This is a genomic window from Marinomonas sp. GJ51-14, from assembly GCF_055808695.1.
In genome coordinates this window covers 2,503,315-2,525,144 of record NZ_CM147879.1, presented here as the reverse complement: position 1 = coordinate 2,525,144, position 21,830 = coordinate 2,503,315, and the positions used below count along the sequence as shown (strand labels likewise).

At 40.8% G+C, this 21,830-nt stretch carries 17 protein-coding genes and 1 pseudogene; 5 read left to right on the top strand and 13 right to left on the bottom strand.

The annotated features are described in order from the left end of the window. Positions 1 to 11: 11 nt before the first annotated feature. Positions 12 to 1,424, bottom strand: a complete 1,413-nt coding sequence (gene uxaC / locus AC0L3Y_RS12115) for a glucuronate isomerase (protein ID WP_473463499.1) — start codon at positions 1,422 to 1,424, stop codon at positions 12 to 14. A 288-nt stretch (positions 1,425 to 1,712) separates the two neighbouring features. Here uxaC and AC0L3Y_RS12110 point away from each other — a divergent pair, with 288 nt between their 5' ends. From AC0L3Y_RS12110 to AC0L3Y_RS12095, 4 genes are all read left to right on the top strand, one after another. After that, positions 1,713 to 2,480, top strand: coding sequence for an FCD domain-containing protein (locus AC0L3Y_RS12110; protein ID WP_473463495.1), 768 nt, complete (start codon positions 1,713 to 1,715; stop codon positions 2,478 to 2,480). A 462-nt stretch (positions 2,481 to 2,942) separates the two neighbouring features. Continuing rightward, complete coding sequence (locus tag AC0L3Y_RS12105) at positions 2,943 to 3,830, top strand: TRAP transporter substrate-binding protein (RefSeq protein ID WP_473463491.1); 888 nt, start codon at positions 2,943 to 2,945, stop codon at positions 3,828 to 3,830. A gap of 98 nt (positions 3,831 to 3,928) precedes the next feature. Continuing rightward, positions 3,929 to 4,423 carry a TRAP transporter small permease gene (locus AC0L3Y_RS12100; RefSeq protein ID WP_473463486.1) on the top strand — a complete coding sequence of 165 codons (495 nt, stop codon included), beginning with the start codon at positions 3,929 to 3,931 and terminating at the stop codon, positions 4,421 to 4,423. After that, on the top strand, positions 4,420 to 5,607 hold the full coding sequence (locus AC0L3Y_RS12095; protein ID WP_473463482.1) for a TRAP transporter large permease: 1,188 nt from the start codon (positions 4,420 to 4,422) through the stop codon (positions 5,605 to 5,607). Before AC0L3Y_RS12100 ends, AC0L3Y_RS12095 begins: the two co-directional genes overlap by 4 nt. Before the next feature lie 249 nt (positions 5,608 to 5,856). Here AC0L3Y_RS12095 and AC0L3Y_RS12090 read toward each other — a convergent pair whose 3' ends face one another. The 5 genes from AC0L3Y_RS12090 to AC0L3Y_RS12070 form a co-directional block, all read right to left on the bottom strand. Continuing rightward, positions 5,857 to 6,744 (bottom strand): NAD(P)-dependent oxidoreductase, encoded by an 888-nt coding sequence (locus AC0L3Y_RS12090; protein ID WP_473463479.1) that lies wholly within the window; start codon positions 6,742 to 6,744, stop codon positions 5,857 to 5,859. Between the two features lie 59 nt (positions 6,745 to 6,803). Continuing rightward, on the bottom strand, positions 6,804 to 7,886 hold the full coding sequence (locus AC0L3Y_RS12085; RefSeq protein ID WP_473463477.1) for a class I mannose-6-phosphate isomerase: 1,083 nt from the start codon (positions 7,884 to 7,886) through the stop codon (positions 6,804 to 6,806). Between the two features lie 265 nt (positions 7,887 to 8,151). Next, positions 8,152 to 8,616 carry a hypothetical protein gene (locus AC0L3Y_RS12080; RefSeq protein ID WP_473463473.1) on the bottom strand — a complete coding sequence of 155 codons (465 nt, stop codon included), beginning with the start codon at positions 8,614 to 8,616 and terminating at the stop codon, positions 8,152 to 8,154. A gap of 111 nt (positions 8,617 to 8,727) precedes the next feature. After that, positions 8,728 to 9,132, bottom strand: coding sequence for a helix-turn-helix transcriptional regulator (locus AC0L3Y_RS12075; RefSeq protein ID WP_473463469.1), 405 nt, complete (start codon positions 9,130 to 9,132; stop codon positions 8,728 to 8,730). Next, a complete protein-coding gene (locus AC0L3Y_RS12070; RefSeq protein WP_473463466.1) occupies positions 9,102 to 9,680 on the bottom strand; it encodes a hypothetical protein in 579 nt (192 codons plus the stop codon). Before AC0L3Y_RS12070 ends, AC0L3Y_RS12075 begins: the two co-directional genes overlap by 31 nt. 211 nt (positions 9,681 to 9,891) lie before the next feature. Here AC0L3Y_RS12070 and AC0L3Y_RS12065 point away from each other — a divergent pair, with 211 nt between their 5' ends. After that, positions 9,892 to 12,042 carry a TonB-dependent siderophore receptor gene (locus AC0L3Y_RS12065; RefSeq protein ID WP_473463461.1) on the top strand — a complete coding sequence of 717 codons (2,151 nt, stop codon included), beginning with the start codon at positions 9,892 to 9,894 and terminating at the stop codon, positions 12,040 to 12,042. 87 nt (positions 12,043 to 12,129) lie between these two features. Here the strand turns inward: AC0L3Y_RS12065 and lhgO are convergent, their stop codons facing one another. From lhgO to AC0L3Y_RS12030, 7 genes and pseudogenes are all read right to left on the bottom strand, one after another. Then, a complete protein-coding gene (lhgO, locus tag AC0L3Y_RS12060) occupies positions 12,130 to 13,353 on the bottom strand; it encodes an L-2-hydroxyglutarate oxidase (RefSeq protein WP_473463457.1) in 1,224 nt (407 codons plus the stop codon). A gap of 30 nt (positions 13,354 to 13,383) precedes the next feature. Next, on the bottom strand, positions 13,384 to 13,587 hold the full coding sequence (locus AC0L3Y_RS12055; RefSeq protein WP_473463453.1) for a cysteine-rich CWC family protein: 204 nt from the start codon (positions 13,585 to 13,587) through the stop codon (positions 13,384 to 13,386). A 104-nt stretch (positions 13,588 to 13,691) separates the two neighbouring features. Continuing rightward, positions 13,692 to 14,564 carry a succinate--CoA ligase subunit alpha gene (gene sucD / locus AC0L3Y_RS12050; protein ID WP_036162314.1) on the bottom strand — a complete coding sequence of 291 codons (873 nt, stop codon included), beginning with the start codon at positions 14,562 to 14,564 and terminating at the stop codon, positions 13,692 to 13,694. Continuing rightward, entirely contained in the window at positions 14,564 to 15,730 is a 1,167-nt protein-coding gene (sucC, locus tag AC0L3Y_RS12045) for an ADP-forming succinate--CoA ligase subunit beta (RefSeq protein ID WP_473463447.1), read from the bottom strand. Before sucC ends, sucD begins: the two co-directional genes overlap by 1 nt. An 87-nt stretch (positions 15,731 to 15,817) precedes the next feature. Beyond that, positions 15,818 to 17,257 carry a dihydrolipoyl dehydrogenase gene (gene lpdA / locus AC0L3Y_RS12040; RefSeq protein ID WP_473463443.1) on the bottom strand — a complete coding sequence of 480 codons (1,440 nt, stop codon included), beginning with the start codon at positions 17,255 to 17,257 and terminating at the stop codon, positions 15,818 to 15,820. 140 nt (positions 17,258 to 17,397) lie between these two features. After that, entirely contained in the window at positions 17,398 to 18,912 is a 1,515-nt protein-coding gene (odhB, locus tag AC0L3Y_RS12035) for a 2-oxoglutarate dehydrogenase complex dihydrolipoyllysine-residue succinyltransferase (protein WP_473463440.1), read from the bottom strand. Between the two features lie 33 nt (positions 18,913 to 18,945). Further along, positions 18,946 to 21,782: pseudogene (locus AC0L3Y_RS12030) on the bottom strand (2-oxoglutarate dehydrogenase E1 component). Positions 21,783 to 21,830 lie beyond the last annotated feature (48 nt).

The window sequence follows — 21,830 nt, the reverse complement described above, 5'->3', positions numbered from 1 at the left end:
TGTTTCTTACATTAGCCACGTAAATTGAAATAGTTTTTAGCGTTATCAGCACAAATATCTGTCACCATCTTACCCAATAAATCCATGTCAGCTGGCGCTTCGCCACGCTCTACCCAACCACCAATCATGTCGCATAATAATCGGCGAAAATATTCATGACGTGTATAAGACAAGAAGCTACGTGAGTCGGTTAACATGCCAACGAATTGGCTTAACAAGCCCATTTGAGCCACAGACGTCAGCTGACGTTGCATGCCATCAAGTTGGTCGTTAAACCACCAGCCAGAACCGAACTGGACTTTGCCGGCAATACCGCCACCTTGGAAGTTTCCGGCCATGGTCGCTAGCATTTCGTTATGAATTGGGTTCAAGCAATACAAGATAGTTTTTGGTAGTTCATCTGTTGAATCGAGCGCATTTAAGAAGCCAGATAAAGGTTCAGCAAAAGCACGGTCATCCATTGAGTCATAACCCGAATCCCCACCTAATAGCTTAAACATTTTTGATGAGTTGTTACGGCGTGCGCCAATGTGCAGCTGCATCACCCAGCCTCTCTTTGTGTATTGCTTGCCTAACCACACTTGAACGGCACTGAAAAATTGCGCGATTTCCAACTCTTCTAATGGCGTGTTATTCAAGCGCTTCGACAAAATGCGATCCAACTCGGCTTCTGTCGGCTCACTGGCGTAGCGCATGATATCAATGCCATGGTCTGCACTTCGGCAACCATGGGCATCAAAAACGTCCAATCGCTGAGATAAGGCGTCTAATAAATCACGAAACCTAAGTATGTTTTTATCAACCACGGCTCCTAACTTATTCAAGTAATCACTAAAACCAGCATGATCAACTTTAAAGGCACGATCAGGACGCCAGCTTGGTGTCACTTCAATATCAAACGTTGGATCATCGGCAATAAATTTATGATGCGCTAGGTCATCCGTTGGGTCATCGGTTGTCCCTGCCATACGAACATTCATTTGTTGCATGATGCCTCGAGCGGAAAATTCGGGTTGCTGCAACATGTCGTTGCATTGCTCCCAAATAGCATCGGCCGTAGCCGGAGAAAAAGTAACATCAGAAATGCCAAAGGGGCGACGTAATTCCAAATGTGTCCAATGATGGATTGGATTGCCAATACATTGAGGAACCGTGTGTGACCAAGCCTGATACTTCTCTTTAAAGGTCGCATCACCTGTAATTAATCGCTCATCAATCCCCATTGTGCGCATTGCTCGCCATTTGTAATGATCTCCTTCAAGCCAAATTTCTCCTAGGTTTGTAAAAGATCGGTTTTCGGCGATTTCACGAGGACTAAGGTGACAGTGATAATCGTATATAGGTTGCGAAGCAGCGTAATCATGATATAGCCGCTTAGCGGTTTCAGATGTCAGCAAAAAATCATCTGTCATAAATTTTTTCATATCAGTACCTCAGTCAAAGAGCTTATTTAATCTCGCAGAGTTATTTAGAGTTGTATTCTGCATAAAGACAAACACTAGCCTGTGGTAAGGAATCACCCTCAGAAGCACCATAAGCACGTAACCTAGTCTAAATTCAAGCAAACATATTGAACCAAAGGTGGTTTTAGGTCAACCAATCTGATAAATTGGTTAACCAATATAATTCTTAAACCTTGTAATAAAAGACTCCCTGTCTGACCAGAATATTTTCTGGAATGCCATAAACAAGCGGAATGAAGTGAATAAAGCATGATCGAAAGAATTACTAAGCCTAAACGCCTTTATCAAGAAATTGGCTTTAAGTTATATGAAGAACTTGGACAAAGTCACTTTAAGATTGGCGACCGACTTCCAGCAGAAAGAGATGTCGCAGAACGCTTAGGTGTGAGTCGAGCCGTCGTTCGCGAAGCTTTAATTATGCTCGAATTAATGGGTATCGTTGAAGTTCGAAAAGGCAGTGGTATTTATTTAATTAAACAGCCAACAGATAACTCACTTAATAACGAGTTTGAGTCTTCAGTAGATAAGGATGACGTTGGACCATTTGAGATGATGCAGGCAAGGCAGCTACTTGAAAGCCATGTAGCTGAGTTTGCGGCAACACAAGCAACCAAGAAAGACATAATAAAAATGCGTGAAGCATTAGAGCTCGAGAAACAAAATATTGAAGTACTCGACCACAATCATGATGCAGACAAGCTTTTCCACTTAGCAATAGCTGAGGCGACTCAAAATAGCGTACTAGTAGATTTAGTCGAGAACCTTTGGCAAAGGCGTGAAAACAGTTCCATGTGGAAACAACTTCACTGCCATATCATTGATCAGACCTATAGAAAAAAATGGCTTGTTGACCACGAAAATATCTTATTAGCCATTCAACAAAAAAAACCTGATGCTGCACGTCTGGCAATGTGGCGACATTTAGAAAATGTAAAAGATACCTTACTTATATTATCTGAACACAAAGCACCAAATTTTGACGGCTATTTGTTTAGTAGTAATCCAGTACAAATCTAAACAAAAAAACATACAAATAGAAACAAGATACTTACATAGAGTAAAAGCTAAAAAATATCGTTTTTTATCGAATTTAGATAACTGACAGTGTTTGTCTAAATTCTTAGATTTACCCGGCAAATCAAGGATTAACGCAGATAAATTGCCTTTAAAGCAGCCCTACAGTGATTTTATCATAGCTGCTATATAACACTGTCATAATGAAAGAGGGTTTTAAAATTAATAAAAAAACAAAAATATTCAGACGTAGACATACTATTAATATTTAAATATAGTGGCCTAACTTGTTGTATGTACTATTGCATGACAAATAGATACTGCAAACTTGGTAATCATAATAATAAGGACAAAAAAGATGATATTTAACAAACACGTAAAAAAATCGTTAAAGCTACATTGGTTGGTGCTGCATTTGTAGCATTATCAACATCTGCAAGCGCTCAGACTCTTCGTGGTGCAAGCATGTTTGATGAGAATCACACTTTCACTAAAACCATGGCTAAGTTTGGCGATTTAGTTGAGCAATATTATAAAGGTGATGTTGAGTTTGATTTACGCTTGAATGGTGAATTCGGCGTAGAGAAAGATTATGTTACTTTCCTTAACCAAGGTGTGGCGATTGACTATACAATTCTAGCACCATCTAACATGGCTCGTTTCGCACCTTCAATTCCTTTAATGGATATGCCTTTCTTATTCCGTGATCTAGATCATTGGAACAGAGTACTATCCAGTAACGTTATGGCACCATTAGAACAAGAACTATCTGAAAAAGCTGACATTGTTATCGTTGGTTATGCAGGTGGTGGTACTCGTAACCTTATCTCTAGTAAAAAAATCAGTAATATGGATGAGCTAGCCGGTCATAAGATGCGTGTAATGGGGGCTCCTATCCAAGCACAAGTATTTAATGCAATTGGTGCTTCACCATCAGCAATTTCTTACAATGAAGTATATAACGCCATTCAAACAGGTGTTGTTAGCGGCCTTGAAAACGAAGCAGCTAGTATCCAAAACTTGAAATTCTATGAAGTTGCTCCACACGTAACAAAAACAGCTCACACAATCACAGTACGTCCAATTGTATTTAGTGGTAAAAGCTTCCGTAAACTTCCAGCAGACCTTCAAGCAGCTATCATGAAAGCAGGTAAAGAAGCGGGTGCATACGGTCGTGAGCTTGAGTCTCGTGAAGATGCGATCAAATTGAAGCAAATGGCTGACGCTGGTCAAATCCAAGTATCTGAGTTTGCTAACCGTGAAAAGCTTTTAGCTATGGTTAAACCAGTTCAAGACAAGTTTGCAGCAAGCATTGGTGCAACTGAGTTACTAGAAGCAATTCGTAACAAGTAATAAGTCTTCTTGCTTTGTCTCTGATATCCCTGTGGTTTTTGAAAAGCCACAGGGCTGTTTTTCTCAGTTAATAGCATTTCTCATTGTAAGGCTTTCTTATGATTAAAAGCATTTTAGAATCACTGTGTAACCTATTAAGAGTCTTGCTGGCAATATTAGTCGGTGCGCTAGTAATTCCAGTTATCATGCAGGTTATAGCTCGTTATACAGGTATCATTCCTGTTTATCTTTGGACGGAAGAGCTCGCCACATTTATTTTTGTGTGGGTTGTTATGGTCGGCTCCGTTATTGCCGTTTGGGACGGCATACATTTCGATGTTCAAGTTATCCCTGAAAGCACGAACCCTCTTATTTTATTTTTCCAAAAAGCAATTGTATTCACTCTTGTCGCTATGTTTGGTGCCATGTTTTTTTGGTATGGCATCCATTACACAGAATTTGGTAATAACCAGCGCTCAGTCATGATGCAAGCAAATTTAGCGGCTATTCATATTACGGTTCCTCTTGCAGGCTTCCTATGGTGCATATTCTCTCTTTACCGCCTGGTTGAAGCATTCCAGCAATACAGATTAACTAAGAAGGTTACTGCATGATTCTTTCTACTGGCCTCGCTTGCTCTTTGTTAGTAGGCGTCTTTATTCTTTTAGTAATATTACGCGTACCCGTTGCCTTCGCTTTAGGTTTAGCTACCATCCCTGTGGTAGCTCTGGACGTTCGCTTAACTCCATTCCTTATCATCGACCGTATGTTTCAGTCGTATAATTCTTTCATTCTATTGGCGGTACCCTTTTTCTTATTAGCAGCCAATTTAATGAACTCAGGTAAAATAACGGACAGACTCATTGAATTAGCCAAGGTATTAACTGGTTGGATGCCTGGTGGTTTAGGTCATGTAAATGTGGCTGTTTCTATGTTATTCGCAGGTATTTCTGGTTCCTCTACTGCAGACGCTGCAGGTTGCGGTAAAATCCTCATCCCTTCCATGATAAACGCAGGTTATGACAGACGCTTTGCCATTGCCATTACCGCTTGTTCATCAGTAATGGGGGTTATCATCCCCCCGAGCATCTTGATGATTGTTTGGGGTGGAGTTATGCAGGTTTCTGTAGGGGCTCTATTCTTAGCAGGTGCTATTCCAGGTTTGATGATTGGTATTGCACTGATGGCAACGGTTTATGGCTTCGCTAAAGTTTACAACTACCCTATCGCAATGAAACCAACATGGTCTACGGCTTTCAAAGCATTCAAAGGTGCAGCACTTGCGATGTTAACGCCTGTGTTCGTGATTTTTGGTATTGTGGCTGGTATCGTAACGCCAACAGAAAGTGCAATTATTGCAGCGGCTTATTCACTCTTTCTTGGAATGGTAGTTTATCGTACAGTAACAATACGTGAAGTCGGTACCATTCTATATGACACAGGCCGATTCGCTTCGATCTCTTTATTTGCGATTGGTACTGCCTCTATTTTTGGCTGGTTATTGGCTTATTACAATGTCCCTCGCCTCATAATCAGTTTAATCACTGATATGGAATTGAGCAGCTTAGCAACCGCATTGGTTATTGCTTTCCTATTCTTATTTTTTGGTTTATTTATTGATGCTATACCAACCATCATTATTTTAGGAACGGTATTATTGCCTGTAGCAATTCAAGCAGATATCTCCCCTATTGTTTTTGCAATGATAGGTATTATCTCTTTAGCATTTGGATTAGTAACCCCCCTATGGCCTCTGTTTATTAATATCAGCATCTATTGGTGGAATGAATGTTGTTAGTGTTCTAAAGCAGGTATTTATAATACTACTACCGATGCTAGCTATTTTATTACTTATCATTATTTTTCCAGAAATATCTTTATGGCTACCAAGTAAAGTAATGCCAAATTCATTTAATTAAGACGAATTTAAAAAATTTAATATAAAGAAATAAAAAAGGGAGTGATATTTAATTACCACTCCCTTTTTTATAAAATATAAACATTCTAAAAAAGCTAGTCCTCATTAAATAGGGCTAGCTTTTTTTGATTATTTCTTAAGGTTTTCAGAGAAAAAATCGACCATTTCCGAAACCATGCTATCACCACGCCCCTGATCTACAGCCTTAGTAAAAGCTTCGTTTGTACAAGTCGACATAATAGATTTTGCGCCTAAGTCTGCTGACATTTGGCGATAATAACCAACATCTTTTGAAGCGTTACGAATGGAGAAACCAAGTTGACTTGCATCTCCATCAACACCATAAGCTTTCACAAAATCCATCATAGCAGAACGCAAAGGACCAGCAGACATTACGTCATACAAGCTTTCACGAGAGACTCCAGCCTGATCTGCCATGGCAAAAGCTTCAGCCATTGCACTCGCTGTTGTCATACCAAAGAAATTATTAATCAGTTTAATCGTGTTACCTGAACCTAACTTGCCTAGATGAAAAACATTTTCACCTAAATCTTCCAGTACTGGACGAACCTTTTCAAAGGCAGCTTCATCACCTGAACACATAATATTAAGTAGTCCATCAACTGCATGTGCTGGAGTTCTGCCTAAAGGACCGTCTAGATAAGCACCACCTGCTGCCGCAACCTCTTCACCTAAGGCGATAGTCGAAGCGGGTAATGATGTACCAAAATCAATCACAACAGTTCCTGGTTTTAGTCCGCTGATCACACCATTTACACCACGCATACGGCCTTCTACTGACGCCGATGTGTCCATACATAACATGACGATATCACTGGCTTCTGCCACAGCGCGTGCTGTTGAAGCTTCCACAGCGCCAGCGGCAACAGCCGCATCAATTCTAGGACGAGATACATTACCCATAACCGTCAATGAATATCCCTTAGACTGTAGACGCTGAACCATAGCTGCGCCCATCAAACCAAGACCGATAAATCCAATTTTAAATTTTTTCATTCTTTCCTCACAATAAATAGATAATGCTGTTCTCGAAACTAAGCCATTATCAGAATTTTTTATTTGACCACAGGCGGGTAACACTCAAGAATCTCTACACCAGATTCAGTACTGATCCTGACAGCATCAATGCCAGCAGGACAAAAAAATCGATCAAGTTTTTTAAGCTGTGTGGTTTCATCACCAATCTTAATGCTGCACTCCCCCGCTACCACAATACCTATGTAGAAGTCTTTCTCCGCTTTTTCTACCGTTCCAGTAATAGTTGATTTCTTCACTCGAAATTTATCTGTAACACTTTCATCAATTAAACTTTCTTGGAATGAATCATCTGAATAATGACGGTCCTTCTTTGGATATTGATAAAATTTCTCAATAGCTTGCTCAACAGATAATTGAGTGAAATCAAATACATCCATACAAAATTCAAGGTCACGTTTCATGAATCGAGCTTCTTCAGGCATAGTGTATCCAGCTTTTGAAAATTCAAAACGGACCGCCCAATCAGAAGGCTCCATAATTTCAACCATCAAAATACCTTCACCAATTGCATGAGGTGAACCTCCAGGAATATATAAACAATCCCCAGGTTTAACAGGCACTTTTTCAAAACAGGCTTCCATTGCATCAATATCTTGAGCTTCAATCATTTTCTTAAAGTCATCACGTGATGGCGGATATTGGAAACCAACGTAAACGTAAGGGTCAATGCCTTCGCGAACATCAAGAATGTAATAACCTTCCGCTTTACCGTGATCACTATTGAGATGCTCGCGGGCAAACTCAGCAGTTGGATGCGCTTGGAAATGTAAACGAACAGAGGAATCTAGAAACTTCACCAACAACATTGGATTCGAATGAAATGCCTTTGTATGTTCTTCACCCAAGAAATAACTAGGATCGGCAGCAATCAATTCATCAAAACGAATTGTGTCATCACCGACTGTTGCATTAGATACACCTTCAAAAATGTGCTCTCTGTCTGGATTAACTGCTTGAGTTGTAGAGCCAATCCAGTCTTCAGGAAAATGAGTATCTTCTGGTATGGTTTTTTGTTCCATTTGATCTAGAATTTTGCCACCAGTATAGGTACGCCATACACGGTTTGGAGTAAAACGAACGAGTTTATTTTTATAATTCATAATCATTCCATCTATTAAATGTGATTAATATTGAAATATATTAGCAGTAAAAATTTATGTAGTTTATTTAGGCTAATCAACAATATTGAGGATTTATTAAATACTCATACTATTATACATAAAGGATTAAAAGGTTACCTAGACAGAATAGAAAAGTCGTACAAAAAAACACATTATAGTGAAATTCATCACGACCTTTTCTAATAAATAGATTCTGATTGAAGCTTCAACTAGAAATGCTAAAACTTTTAATAAAAAATGATATTTAACGTAAAGCGTAAGAAATATTTTCTGTAGATAAATTCATTGCTGTTTGCAATGCTTGTTGAGATAACATTATTTTTGTAGTGAGTCTTTCTGTATAAATATCTTTAGGCAACTGAATATCATCTCTTTGAGCAATAATTTCTTTAAATTTTTCTACATTGATAGCATCTGGCGATATTTTTATCTCATCCAGCTCATCAGCTGTTAAATTGGCAATACCTCCACGGGGTAGATAAATGGTTCCCGTAATAAAGTCCACACCAAAAGCAACAACCCCAGGAACAACGAAAAACAACAGTCCAATTGCATTCAATGCCACAACACCAACATCAATTTGACCATTTGTTTGACCTCGGCGTTCGGGATAGAGTATCGTCCCGCAGGCTGTTAACTGGGTAACTAATAGCGTTGCGACGATAGTTTTACTCATTCGGTTAGCGCTAAACGCTTTAGAAATTATCATAGCTTTACCTTATCAATAATGATGACTAGAACACTCTATAGTGAAACACCTATGGAGTACAAACATAGTCATTGTATTTACGCAAAGCTTTCATCTTAGATAGCTTTCACCTTACATAGAGAGGCGATAGGCTTCTGTTGGCGATACACCAAACTGACGTTTAAACGCGGTTGTGAAATTACTTGAATGGTTATACCCAGCCAATAAAGCGGCATCGATAATAGAAACACCATCTTGATAAAGTGCTTTTTTAGCAAGCTCTAAACGACGTATTCTCAAGAACTGAGTAACACTCATATTCAAGTGCTCATGGGCGTAACGCTGTAAGGTTGCTGAACTCATTCCAAGTTGGTTACTAATACCATTTAAACTCATAGTAAGCACGTCATCACTACTCATTAAATCTCTAAATTGATAAACACGACGGCTTTCAGGCTTGATACTTTCAGCTTCTTTACTCTCTGTTGCATCTAGCCAAGTCGACATTAATGACAAGGCAAAACCTTCTCTTGCCATACGACTAACGTAACTTTGATCATGTTGAGTAAGTAACTTTTGTGCCTGAAACCAAAAAAATCCGGTAATATCCAATCTTTCAAATCAAGATGCTGGCCTAATATCTTCTCAATATTTGGCGATTCTATTTCATTTTTTTCAAACCAATCCGGCTCGACGGAAAGATAAATAGCCGACCTATGCTCCTCTGCTTTTGCATTGAGAGAGCAAGACTCTATTTCATTAAAATTCATTACTTTAGCAGCTTTTCTTTTCTCTTCTATTTGTTCTTTTTTACCGCCAAATTGAAACCGCATATCCCCCGACAGCAACAAAGCAATTTTGAAGTTTGGGGAGGATTCAGCATCAAAACCAAAGTCCTGAACTGCTTTCGCATCAACCATGTGAAAGGTCATTCCAGAAGGCAGCAACTCTGTGATCATCATCCCTTTCATCACAAGAGATGGATGGCAAGATTTTTTAGAGGCACTGCTTAATTCTTCAGCACTGACATTTAATTGGTAGCGCTTTAAAAAGCGAGCATTATGCTCTAATTCTAAATTTTCCATTAATAGAACTGTTCCTGATTATTATGTCGGCACTTAGGTATTTTTATAAAGAATTGAGAGAATCGCATACAAGATTGATTCAAAATCATAAGAAAACCAAACAAAACCTATGAAATAATACGCCTCAAATAATTTAGATGCAATTGATTCTCCTTTGCGTTTATTAATGAGAATTCAATCATCAATCCTTAACTTTAATAGAGGCTTAATAATGCATAATCGTACAGACTCTTTTTTCACTATACGCTCAAAATATTTGTTAACTCGATCGATTAAAGTCGTCTCCATCGCTTTAATTTTAGCTCCTTTTCCAAAAACACTTTTAGCAGAAGAAGTATCCGAAGCGACGTCTTTACCCACATTAACGGTTGAAGGGAACGCCCTTTATGATACAGATTCAAGTGAAGAATTAACTGGATACAATGTGGAAGCCGCAACTGTAGGCACTAAAACACCTGCGGCTTTAAAAGACATACCACAATCTATTACTGTATTGACGAATGATTATCTTGAGGATCGCAACTTTGCTCATTTAGATGATATGGCCAAAGCAACACCGGGGTTACGTACCCTTACCAATGACAGTGGTCGATCTTCTATTTATTCTCGTGGCTATGAATATGACGATGCATTAATTGACGGACTTCCAGCTCCAATCAGCAGTAAATATGGCTCACTTCCTTCTCTAACTCCATTCGATCGTATTGAAATCATGCGCGGCCCTTCTGGTCTATTCAGTAGTACCAGTGAATTAGGTGGCATTATTAACCTAGTACGTAAACGTGCTACTGAAGAAAACCAATCGTCGATCAGTGCTGGTCTAGGTAGCTGGGGACGTAATCATTTAAGCGCTGACGTGTCTGGTTCATTAAACGAAGACGGCAGTGTACGCGGCAGGATGGTCATATCACAAACAAATGCAACAAGCGAAGTTGATAACAGTAATAATATTGATCAAAGTGTTTATGCAACAGTAGAAATTGATCTAGATACCAAAACTGAATTATCTATTGCGGTTCTGCACCAAACTAAAGACATAGCACCTAACAATGGTCTACCAACATACGCCGATGGAACATTACTCGATATTGACCGCTCCACGTTCATCGGTGCCGATTGGAACGATTTCAACTATAGATCTACGGATTTATTTGTAGATCTTACTCGTCAATTCGATAACGGTGGCCGTGGTCGTATTGCGGCACGAGCGTCTGAACGAGATATAGATTATGAATACGCCTATATCTTAAGTTCTGTAGACACCAATGGCGACTTTTCTGGAATATATGCCGATGATGTGGAACGAGAAGAAAGCTCTTTCGCCTTTGACGCAAGTTATAGCCAGCCCTTTGCAGCAATGGGAAATGTCAGCGAGTTTGTTGTCGGCATAGATCATAAAAATGAAGACTCAACCACTTCCGAAGCTAATGCCAGCGATACCACAACTTATAACATAAGCACATTTGATTCTTCTTTTCTGACCCACGACCTACTCAGTTTCGGCAGCGCTACAGAGTCCGAAGCATCAGAAGCAGAAACAGCTATTTACGGTAAACTTACTTTTCGTCCGATTCAAAGTTTGGCTCTAATAACAGGAGCACGTATAAGCAATTATGAAATTGAAAGTGGCTCAGACTCCGCTAACGGTTCACATTTTACACCTTACGCTGGTGCCGTATACGACATAACTGATACACAAGCTTTATACGCAAGTTATTCGGAAGTTTTCAAGCCTCAAACCAGTACCGATGAAAATGGTGACATTATTGATCCTCGCGTTGGTGAGCAATTTGAATTTGGTATTAAAGGCTCCTATAACAATGGCCTACTAAACAGTAGATTATCAGTGTTTCAATTGAGCGATAAAAACCGTGCAACGACAGTAACAGGTGAAAGTTACAGCGAAGCAAGTGGCGAAATTCAAGTCAAAGGTTTTGAAACAGAGTTAAGCGGCCAATTTGATCAATGGGACCTGATTGCTGGTTATACTTATATGAATATGGAAACAATCAGCGGTAGCGATTCAAAAACTGCAAGCCTAATGCCTGAACACACCCTTTCAAGCTGGATAAAATACACTCTACTCTCTGATGGTATGCTGGAAGGCGTTACTCTTGGGGCAGGATTAACCGCAATGAGCGACTTCTCTGCTACAGGTAGAGACAGTGTTAAAGTCACTGGGTCAGGCTATACCGTAGTTGATACAGCTATCACCAAACAAGTAAACGATAACTTAAAACTGTCTTTCAAAATCAATAATCTACTTGATGAAAAGTATTACTCTCGAGTTGGTGGAACCACTATCTTCAACTTCTATGGGGAATCAAGAAACTTCATGGCGAGTGCAGATTATACTTTCTAATACCTAATCCCTTTTAAATACAGAAAGTGTAGATCTTAAAAGGAGCCTTTCCTAGGCTCCTTTTTTCTTTTTTAACAGTCACTTATATTATTTCGATGCTATTTGTTGCTCTAACTTTTGCACAATATGCTCTCCAATGGGAAAAGCGCTGGTCGCTGCCGGCGATGGTGCATTACATACATGTAGAGTGCGGGCACTTTGTGCAAACAAGAAATCATGTACTAAGCTTCCATCGCTTAGAACGGCTTGCGCTCGAATTCCTGCTGGATAATCCTGTAAGTCATCCAAATCAATTTGGTCGCAATATTTTCTGACTTGAGCCAGATAGCCTGGCTTATACCAAGAATTTTTGGTTTCTATTAAGCCTGTTCGCCAGTGGTTTTTAAGTAACTTCCAAAAACCTAAAAAGCACACCATTTCCAATATATCTCGTGGACTAATATTAATTCGACCATAACCTTCACGCTTCCAACCCTGAACCGCATTTGGCCCCACAGTAACAGAACCATCAATCATACGTGTTAAGTGTACACCCAGAAAAGGCAAGTCAGGATCAGGAATGGGATAAATGAGATGATTCACTATTTGATTATGCTTAGCTGGCAACTGGTAATACTCACCTCGAAAAGGAATAATCTGGAAGTCCGTTGGTATATTCAACATCTTGGTTAATCTATCAGCCATCAGACCACTACAACTAACAAGATAAGATGAACTAATTACATCATTATTTAATGTAATAATGACTTGCTCATGGCTTTCTGTAAGCTTTACTACTTGGCTATCAAAGCGGATCTCACCACCATTTTGAACAAAAACCTCCGCCAATTTCTGACAAACTTTGCGATAGTTGACTATGCCAGTGGAAGGCACAAATAAAGCAGCCAAGCCTTTTATATTTGGTTCTCTTTCTTTTAGTTGAATTTGATCCAGTTTATGTACTTCTAAATTATTTTCTTGGCAACGTTCATACAACGCATTCATTCGTTCATATTCAGTATCATTTGTTGCCACCAACAACTTACCACATTCATCAAAATCAATATCGTGTTCTCTACAAAAGGCTTTGGTTGCAACCGCTCCTCTTTGGCAAAAGTCGGCTTTAAGACTGCCCGGTGCATAGTACACACCCGCATGGATAACACCTGAATTATGGCCTGTTTGATGTAAACCAACTTCAGCTTCTTTTTCAACCAGCACTATTCTGTACCCAGGATAACGTTGAAGCAATTGCCAAGCTGTTGATAAACCAACAATACCAGCGCCAATAACAGCAATGTCATATTTCAAGTTATTTGATACGTTATCCACGTTATTTTCCTTTTCTAAATAAAAGTACATCTACTCTAATCGATAGACATCAAAAAATGCTTCAGGGTCTTTGAGGTAAAGTTCAATGCAAGATCGACAAATACATACCTTATCTTTTTTATGGCTAGGTATGAGTTCAAGCATGCCATTCGGAACCATCATTGTAAAACACCAACAAGACTGTTCTTCATTCAAAGCACAGCAATTATCTATCTGGCAAAATGGACAATTCATTTTTGGTCACCATGAACTTAATTATTTTCATGCAAAAAAAATCCCTGCCGAGACAGGGATTTTTATCATCTATCGTGCATTAAATAGCACTAAGAAGTAATCGCTTACCAGCCAGTAATTTCTTTAAGGCCAGCACCGATGTCTGCTAGAGAGCGAACAGTTTTAACACCCGCATCTTCTAGAGCAGCAAATTTCTCATCCGCTGTACCTTTACCACCAGAAATGATCGCGCCAGCATGACCCATACGCTTACCAGCAGGTGCAGTAACACCAGCAATGTAAGATACAACAGGCTTAGTCACGTTTGCTTTGATGTAAGCAGCCGCTTCTTCTTCAGCAGTACCACCGATTTCACCGATCATAACAATCGCTTCAGTCTGTGGATCGTTTTGGAACATTTCCAATACGTCGATAAAGTTAGTACCTGGAATTGGATCACCACCGATACCTACACAAGTAGATTGACCGAAGCCAGCGTCAGTAGTTTGTTTAACTGCTTCATAAGTCAACGTACCAGAACGAGATACGATACCTACTTTACCTGGCATATGGATATGACCAGGCATGATGCCGATTTTACATTCGCCAGGAGTGATAACACCTGGGCAGTTAGGGCCGATTAAACGAACACCTAAAGCATCACAAGCAACTTTACAATCAAGCATATCCAAAGTAGGAATGCCTTCAGTGATACAAACGATTAGTTTGATACCAGAGTTAGCTGCTTCAAGGATAGAATCTTTACAGAAAGGCGCTGGTACATAGATAACAGATGCTTCAGCACCAGTTTGCTCAACCGCTTCTTTTACTGTGTTGAAAACAGGTAGGCCTAGGTGAGTTTGACCACCTTTACCTGGAGTTACACCACCAACCATTTTTGTTCCGTAAGCAATTGCTTGCTCAGAATGGAAAGTACCCTGTCCGCCAGTGAAACCCTGACAGATAACTTTAGTATCTTTATTAATTAATACAGACATTATTTGCCCTCCGCAGCTTTAACAACTTGAATAGCTGCATCTTTAAGACTTGTAGCCGCGATGATATCAAGGTCAGATTTTGCTAATACTTCACGACCAAGGTCAGCATTCGTACCTTCTAAACGAACAACAACAGGCACAGTAACGCCTACTTGTTCAACAGCACCGATAATACCTTCAGCGATCATGTCACAACGTACGATACCACCAAAGATATTAACCAATACTGCTTTAACGTTTGTATCAGAAAGAATGATTTTAAATGCTTCAGCTACACGTTCTTTTGTCGCGCCGCCACCTACGTCTAGGAAGTTAGCAGGTTTGCCGCCATGTAGGTTTACGATGTCCATTGTACCCATTGCTAGGCCGGCACCGTTAACCATGCAGCCAACGTTTCCGTCTAGTGCTACGTAGTTAAGTTCCCATTGTGCAGCATGGGCTTCACGCTCATCTTCTTGAGATGGATCATGGAACTCTTGCATTTTCTTCTGACGATAAACAGCGTTGCTGTCGATGCCAATTTTGCCATCTAGGCAATGAAGGTTACCTTCATCAGTAATAACAAGAGGGTTGATTTCAAGCAATGCGAAATCGTAGTCGTGGAACATTTGAGACAAACCAAGGAATACTTTAGTGAATTGCTTGATTTGAACTGGGTTAAGACCCAATTTAAATGCTAATTCACGAGCTTGGTAAGGTTGAGCGCCAACCAAAGGATCAATGATCGCTTTGTGGATTAGCTCAGGGGTTTCCTCAGCTACTTTCTCAATCTCAACACCACCTTCAGTAGAGGCCATGAATACGACTTTACGAGTAGAACGGTCAACAACAGCACCTAGGTACAATTCGTTCGCGATGTCAGTACAAGATTCAACAAGAATCTTAGCAACTGGCTGGCCGTTTTCATCTGTTTGGTATGTAACTAGATTTTTACCCAACCAGTTTTGTGTAAATGCTGCAACTTCTTCATAAGAATCAACAAGTTTTACACCGCCTGCTTTACCGCGACCACCAGCGTGAACCTGAGCTTTAACAACCCACTTGTCACCACCGATTTTTTTCGCTGCTTCCACTGCCGCTTCCGGCGTGTCGACTGCGTACCCTTTAGATACTGGCAGACCGTATTCAGCAAAAAGCTGTTTAGCCTGATATTCATGTAAGTTCATTTGATTCTTCCGCTCATCTGAATGATTGACATAAGCTCTGTCTACTAAGACAGAAATTACCGGCTCGAAGCCGGCAAATCTAAATTATTAACGCTTTTTACGGTTTGCAATGTGGATAGCATGGCCATCTACTGCTAATGCCGCTTCATGTACTGCTTCACTTACTGTTGGGTGAGCAAATACAGTCAAAGCGATATCTTCTGCTGTAGAACCAAACTCCATTGCAATAACTGCTTGTGCGATCAAATCAGCGGCATGGCCACCAATAATATGGCAACCTAAAATGCGATCTGTTTCTTCACAAGCAATTATTTTAACAAAGCCATCTGTATCGTTGGCTGCCATTGCACGACCAGATGCCGCGAATGGGAATTTACCTACTTTAAACTTAACGCCTTCAGCTTTAAGTTCTTGCTCATTTTTACCAACCCAAGCAAGTTCTGGGTGAGTATAAATAACAGAAGGTATGCAATCGTAATTCATTTGCGCTTTATGACCAGCAATAATATCTGCAACCATAACACCTTCTTCAGACGCTTTATGCGCAAGCATTGGTCCGCGAACAATATCACCAATTGCGAAAACACCTGGTACCGAAGTACGGCACTGCTCATCAACGAATACAAAGCCACGCTCATCTAGTTTCACACCAGAGTCATCAGAGAAACAACCTTCTGTGAATGGCTTGCGACCAACAGCAACAATCAACTTATCAAAAGTTTGTTTTTGCTCTTCGCCTTTAGCATCAAGATAAGTTACTTCAACTTCTTCGCCATTAATTTGGCTACCAGTAACACGTGCGCCTAAACGAACATCAAGATGTTGTTTTTTGAAGATCTTAGCGGCTTCTTTCGCTAGGTCTTGGTCACAAACACTTAGGAAAGAATCTTGTGCCTCAAGCACAACAACTTCTGAACCAAGACGTGACCAAACAGAACCCAACTCTAGACCGATAACGCCAGCACCAATAACGCCCAAGCGCTTAGGAACTGTACGGAAATCAAGAGCACCTTCATTATCAACAATGATGTCACCTGTACGTGGTGCAGGTGGAATATTTACTGGAATAGAGCCAGTCGCCAAAATAACATTTTCAGCATCGATAACCGTTACAGTACCGTCATGTGCTGTAAATTCTACTTTTTTATTTGCTAGAACTTTACCAAAACCTTCAAAGCTTGTTACGCCATTGGCTTTGAAAAGACCAGTAATACCACTTGTAAGCTGGTCAACGATTTTATCTTTACGATCTACCATTGTATCAACGTTCATAGCGACTTCGCCGACACTAATACCGTGTACACCGTAAGCTTCTTTCGCATCATGATACTTGTGAGAAGAATCCAACAATGCTTTAGAAGGAATACAACCAACATTCAAACAAGTACCACCTAGACGAGGCTTGTTGTCTTTGTCTAACCATTTCTCAATACATGCTGTTTTCAGACCTAGCTGAGCAGCACGAATTGCAGCGACATAGCCACCAGGGCCGCCACCGATTACAACAACATCAAATTTATCAGACATAAGAGGTTCCATATTTTTAAGTCAAACTGAGCAGCGTTTTGTCTAAACACTGCTACAGGATCAATTCATACCTAAAAGTTGGTACGAATACTCAAGTGTTAAGTTTCTCAGTCCCTAATTAGAACTAAGAATCTAATGCTTTAGATTTCAAGCAATAGACGAGCTGGATCTTCTAGCAAGTCTTTAATTGTTACCAAGAATTGTACCGCTTCTTTACCATCAATCATGCGATGGTCATAAGATAATGCAAGGTACATCATAGGTTGAATAACAACTTGACCATTAACCGCCATTGGACGATCTTGGATTTTATGCATGCCCAAGATAGCTGTTTGAGGTGGATTAATAATTGGTGTAGACATTAGGGAACCGAAAGTACCACCGTTTGTAATAGTGAAAGTACCACCCTGCATGTCATCCATACCCAGTTTGCCATCACGGCCACGAAGTGCGAAGTCCATGATATTAGATTCAATATCAGCTAGCCCCATCGCTTCTGTGTTACGCAACACTGGAACCATCAAACCGCGGTTTGTTGATACAGCAACACCAATATCTTGGTAACCATGGTAAACCATGTCATTCCCATCAATAGATGCGTTTACCGCTGGGAAGCGTTTTAGAGCTTCTGTTGCAGCTTTAACAAAGAAAGACATGAAACCAAGCTTAGTACCATTGTGAGCCTTAATAAACTCGTCTTTATATTTCTTACGAAGTTCCATTATAGGTCCCATATTGACTTCATTATAAGTCGTCAATAAGGCTGCCGTTTGCTGAGCTTCTACTAGACGTTTCGCGATTGTTGCACGAAGGCGAGTCATAGGAACGCGTTTTTCGATACGACCATCCGCACCTAATGCAGGTACAGCTACTGGAGCTGCTTTAGCAGCAACAGGTGCCGCAGCAGGTTTCGCTTTAACGGCTGCATCAACATCTTCTTTCGTGATACGACCACCTTTTCCAGTTCCTTTAACTTGAGCAACAGTCAACCCAGCTTCAGCTAATGCTTTACGGGCCGCAGGTCCTGCCACGCCGTCTTCATCACTTTCCGCTGCAGCAACTGGAGCAGCAGCTTCAGGTGCCGCTGTCGCGCCAGAAGCACCGACTAAGAAGTTAGCTAATACTTCATCACTTAAAACAGTATCGCCTTCGGCTTTCAAAATATCACCGATCACACCATCTGCTGGAGCAACAACTTCAAGTACAACTTTATCTGTTTCGATGTCTACAATATGCTCGTCACGAGCACAAGCTTCACCTGGTTTTTTGTGCCATGCAGCAACAGAACCTTCTGCCACTGACTCAGGAAAAGTTGGTGCTTTAATCTGTACTGACTCTGTTGCTGAAGCGGCTGGCGCTGCTGCAGCAACAGGAGCCGCTGCAGGTGCTTTTTCAGCTGTTGCTGAGGCGGCTGCCGCGCCAGATTCAAATATAGCCAAGACTTCATCGCTAAGCACGACATCACCCTCAGCTTTCAATACTTCTTTCAGTACACCATCAGCTGGTGCAACAACTTCCAAAACAACTTTATCTGTCTCAATATCTACAATGTGCTCATCACGTGCACAGGCTTCGCCTGGCTGTTTGTACCAAGTAGCAACGGTTCCGTCTGCTACAGATTCTGGAAAAGTAGGTGCTTTAATTTCAATGCTCATTTTATACCCTTATCTCTCTGACAGGCTATGGTACTAACCAACTAGTGCGTCGTTGACCAGTGCTTCTTGTTCTTCAACATGGATAGACATGTAACCAGCTGCTGGTGCAGCAGACGAAATTCGACCCGCAAAGCGGATTTTCAATTCTGGGTACAGTTTTTCCAATACTCGATTCATGCGATGACGATTAGCATGCCAAGCACCTTGGTTTTTCGGCTCTTCTTGACACCAAACCAAGCTCTCAACATTTTTATACTGTTCTAACACGGACTCAAGGTCTGTATATGGGAACGGATATAATTGCTCTAAGCGAATCACAGCGACATCATCTTTTTGCAGCTCCTCACGACGGTTAATCAAGTCGTAATAAACTTTACCGCTACAAAGGACAATGCGTTTTACTTTATCCGCAGTAACAGTTTCAGACGATTCCGGTAATACCGTTTTAAAACTTCCTTCCGCTAAGTCTTCTAATGTCGAAATGGCTTGTTTATGACGCAACAAACTCTTAGGTGACATAATAATAAGCGGACGACGCATTGGACGAATTGCTTGACGTCGAATGATATGGAAGATTTGAGACGGCGTAGTTGGAACACAAACCTGAATATTGTATTCAGCGCAAAGCTGCAAAAAGCGCTCTAGTCTTGCGGATGAGTGCTCTGGCCCCTGACCTTCATAGCCGTGCGGCAACAACATAGTTAGACCACACAAACGGCCCCACTTATGCTCACCACTGGTAATAAATTGGTCAATAACCACTTGCGCACCATTTGCGAAGTCACCAAATTGTGCCTCCCAAATAACTAAACCTTGCGGTGATGTGCTTGCATAACCATATTCAAAAGCCAATACTGCTTCTTCTGAAAGATAAGAGTCATATAGATCCAACGTAGGTTGATCATCAGACAAATGCTTCAGCGGAATGTAAGTACTACCGTCTTTTTGACTATGAATAACTGCATGACGATGCGAGAAAGTACCACGACCAGAGTCCTGACCAGTAATACGAATTGGGTACCCTTGCTCAAGTAAAGTAGCAAAAGCCAATGTCTCTGCATAACCCCAGTTTAGTGGTAACGCACCCGCCGTCATCTTATCACGGTCTTGATATATTTTCTGAACTTGGCGTTGAATCACAACACCATCAGGAACCGTTGTTAGTTTCTTAGCAACTTCCTGTAGCCTCGCTAATGGGTATGTAGTATCCCCCGCATCCGTCCATTCCACACCAAGATAAGGCTTCCAGTCCACAAATGAACCAGTTTGAGACTCAAGAACAAGGCTCTTCGCAACATGACGAGCATTATCCAAATCTTCTCGGTTCTCACTGACCATTTGATCTGCTTTTTCTTGTGTAACTACAGCTTCACTAATCAAACGTTCTGAATATAAGGTGCGAGTAGTTTTTAGCTTACTAATCACACTATACATTAATGGCTGAGTACCAGAAGGTTCATCAGTTTCATTATGACCACGACGACGGTAACAAACCATGTCAATCACAACATCACGGCCGAACTCGTAGCGGTAATCCAAGGCTAGTTGCGTAACAAACAATACGGCTTCTGGATCATCGCCATTAACGTGGAAAATAGGCGCTTGAATAATTTTAGCAACATCCGTTGCATATTCAGTTGAGCGAGAATCCTCTTGACGGTTAGTGGTAAAACCAACTTGGTTGTTAATAACAATATGTACTGTACCACCTGTACGGTATGCACGAGTTTGAGACATCTGGAATGTCTCCATAACCACACCTTGACCAGCAAAGGCTGCATCACCATGAATAGAGATAGGAACAACCGTTTTGCCCGATGCATCTTTACGACGATCTTGACGAGCACGAACAGAGCCTTCTACTACAGGTGAAACGATTTCTAAATGCGATGGATTAAAAGACAAGGCAATATGCACTTCTCCACCAGACGTCATCACATTTGATGAGAAACCTTGGTGGTATTTAACGTCACCCGAAGTATTAACCAGCTTTTTACCTTCAAACTCATCAAACAAGTCTTTCGGGTTCTTACCTAATGTATTTACCAAAACATTAAGACGACCACGGTGAGCCATACCAATAACAACTTCTTTCGCCCCAAGAGAGCCAGAACGTTGTATCAACTCATTGATCATTGGGATTAAACTTTCCCCCCCTCAAGACCAAAACGTTTTGCACCAGGATAACGGCTAGCAAGATATTTCTCTAAGCCTTCTGCTGCAGTTAAACGCTCTAACAAGCTCTCACGGGTTTCTTGAGAATATTCAGGATGAGATCGGACAGATTCAACACGTTGTTGCAGCCACGCTTTTTCCTGCGTATCTACAATGTGCATAAATTCATAACCAATACTATTGCAGTAGGTTTTTTCGAGGTCAGATATTATATCACCTAACTTCATTGACTCTTTATTAAAGAACAAAGAACCAACATTAAACTCTGTGTCTAGATCAGCACCAGTTAACTGATGATAACCAAGATCTAGATCTGCGACTTTCTCACGTTTTTGCAATCCAAGCGGATCAAGTGTTGCATGTTGATGCCCACGTACTCGATAAGCATTGATCAACTGTAAAACATTGATTTGTTTCTGCTCATGGTCAGATGTCGCAGCACTACCTGAAGAAACAGGCATTGAGCGAAATTTATTCTTACCAATTTGTAGAAACTGTTCTTGGATCACGGAGTGAGGAAGATCAGTTGATTGCGCTTCGCTTACACGAGGCAATTGATCAAAACATTTGCGCCATTCTTCCGATACCGAATTCGGATCGACGAGGTAGCTTTCAAACAGCCCTTCCACATATTCCAGGTTTCCACCTGAGAAATGAGAAGTGCTCCACAGCAACTCCATTAAACTTTCGTGCATTCTCGATCACCCTTATGTTCGAGCCAGCCACCGGGGTCCCGGCATCAA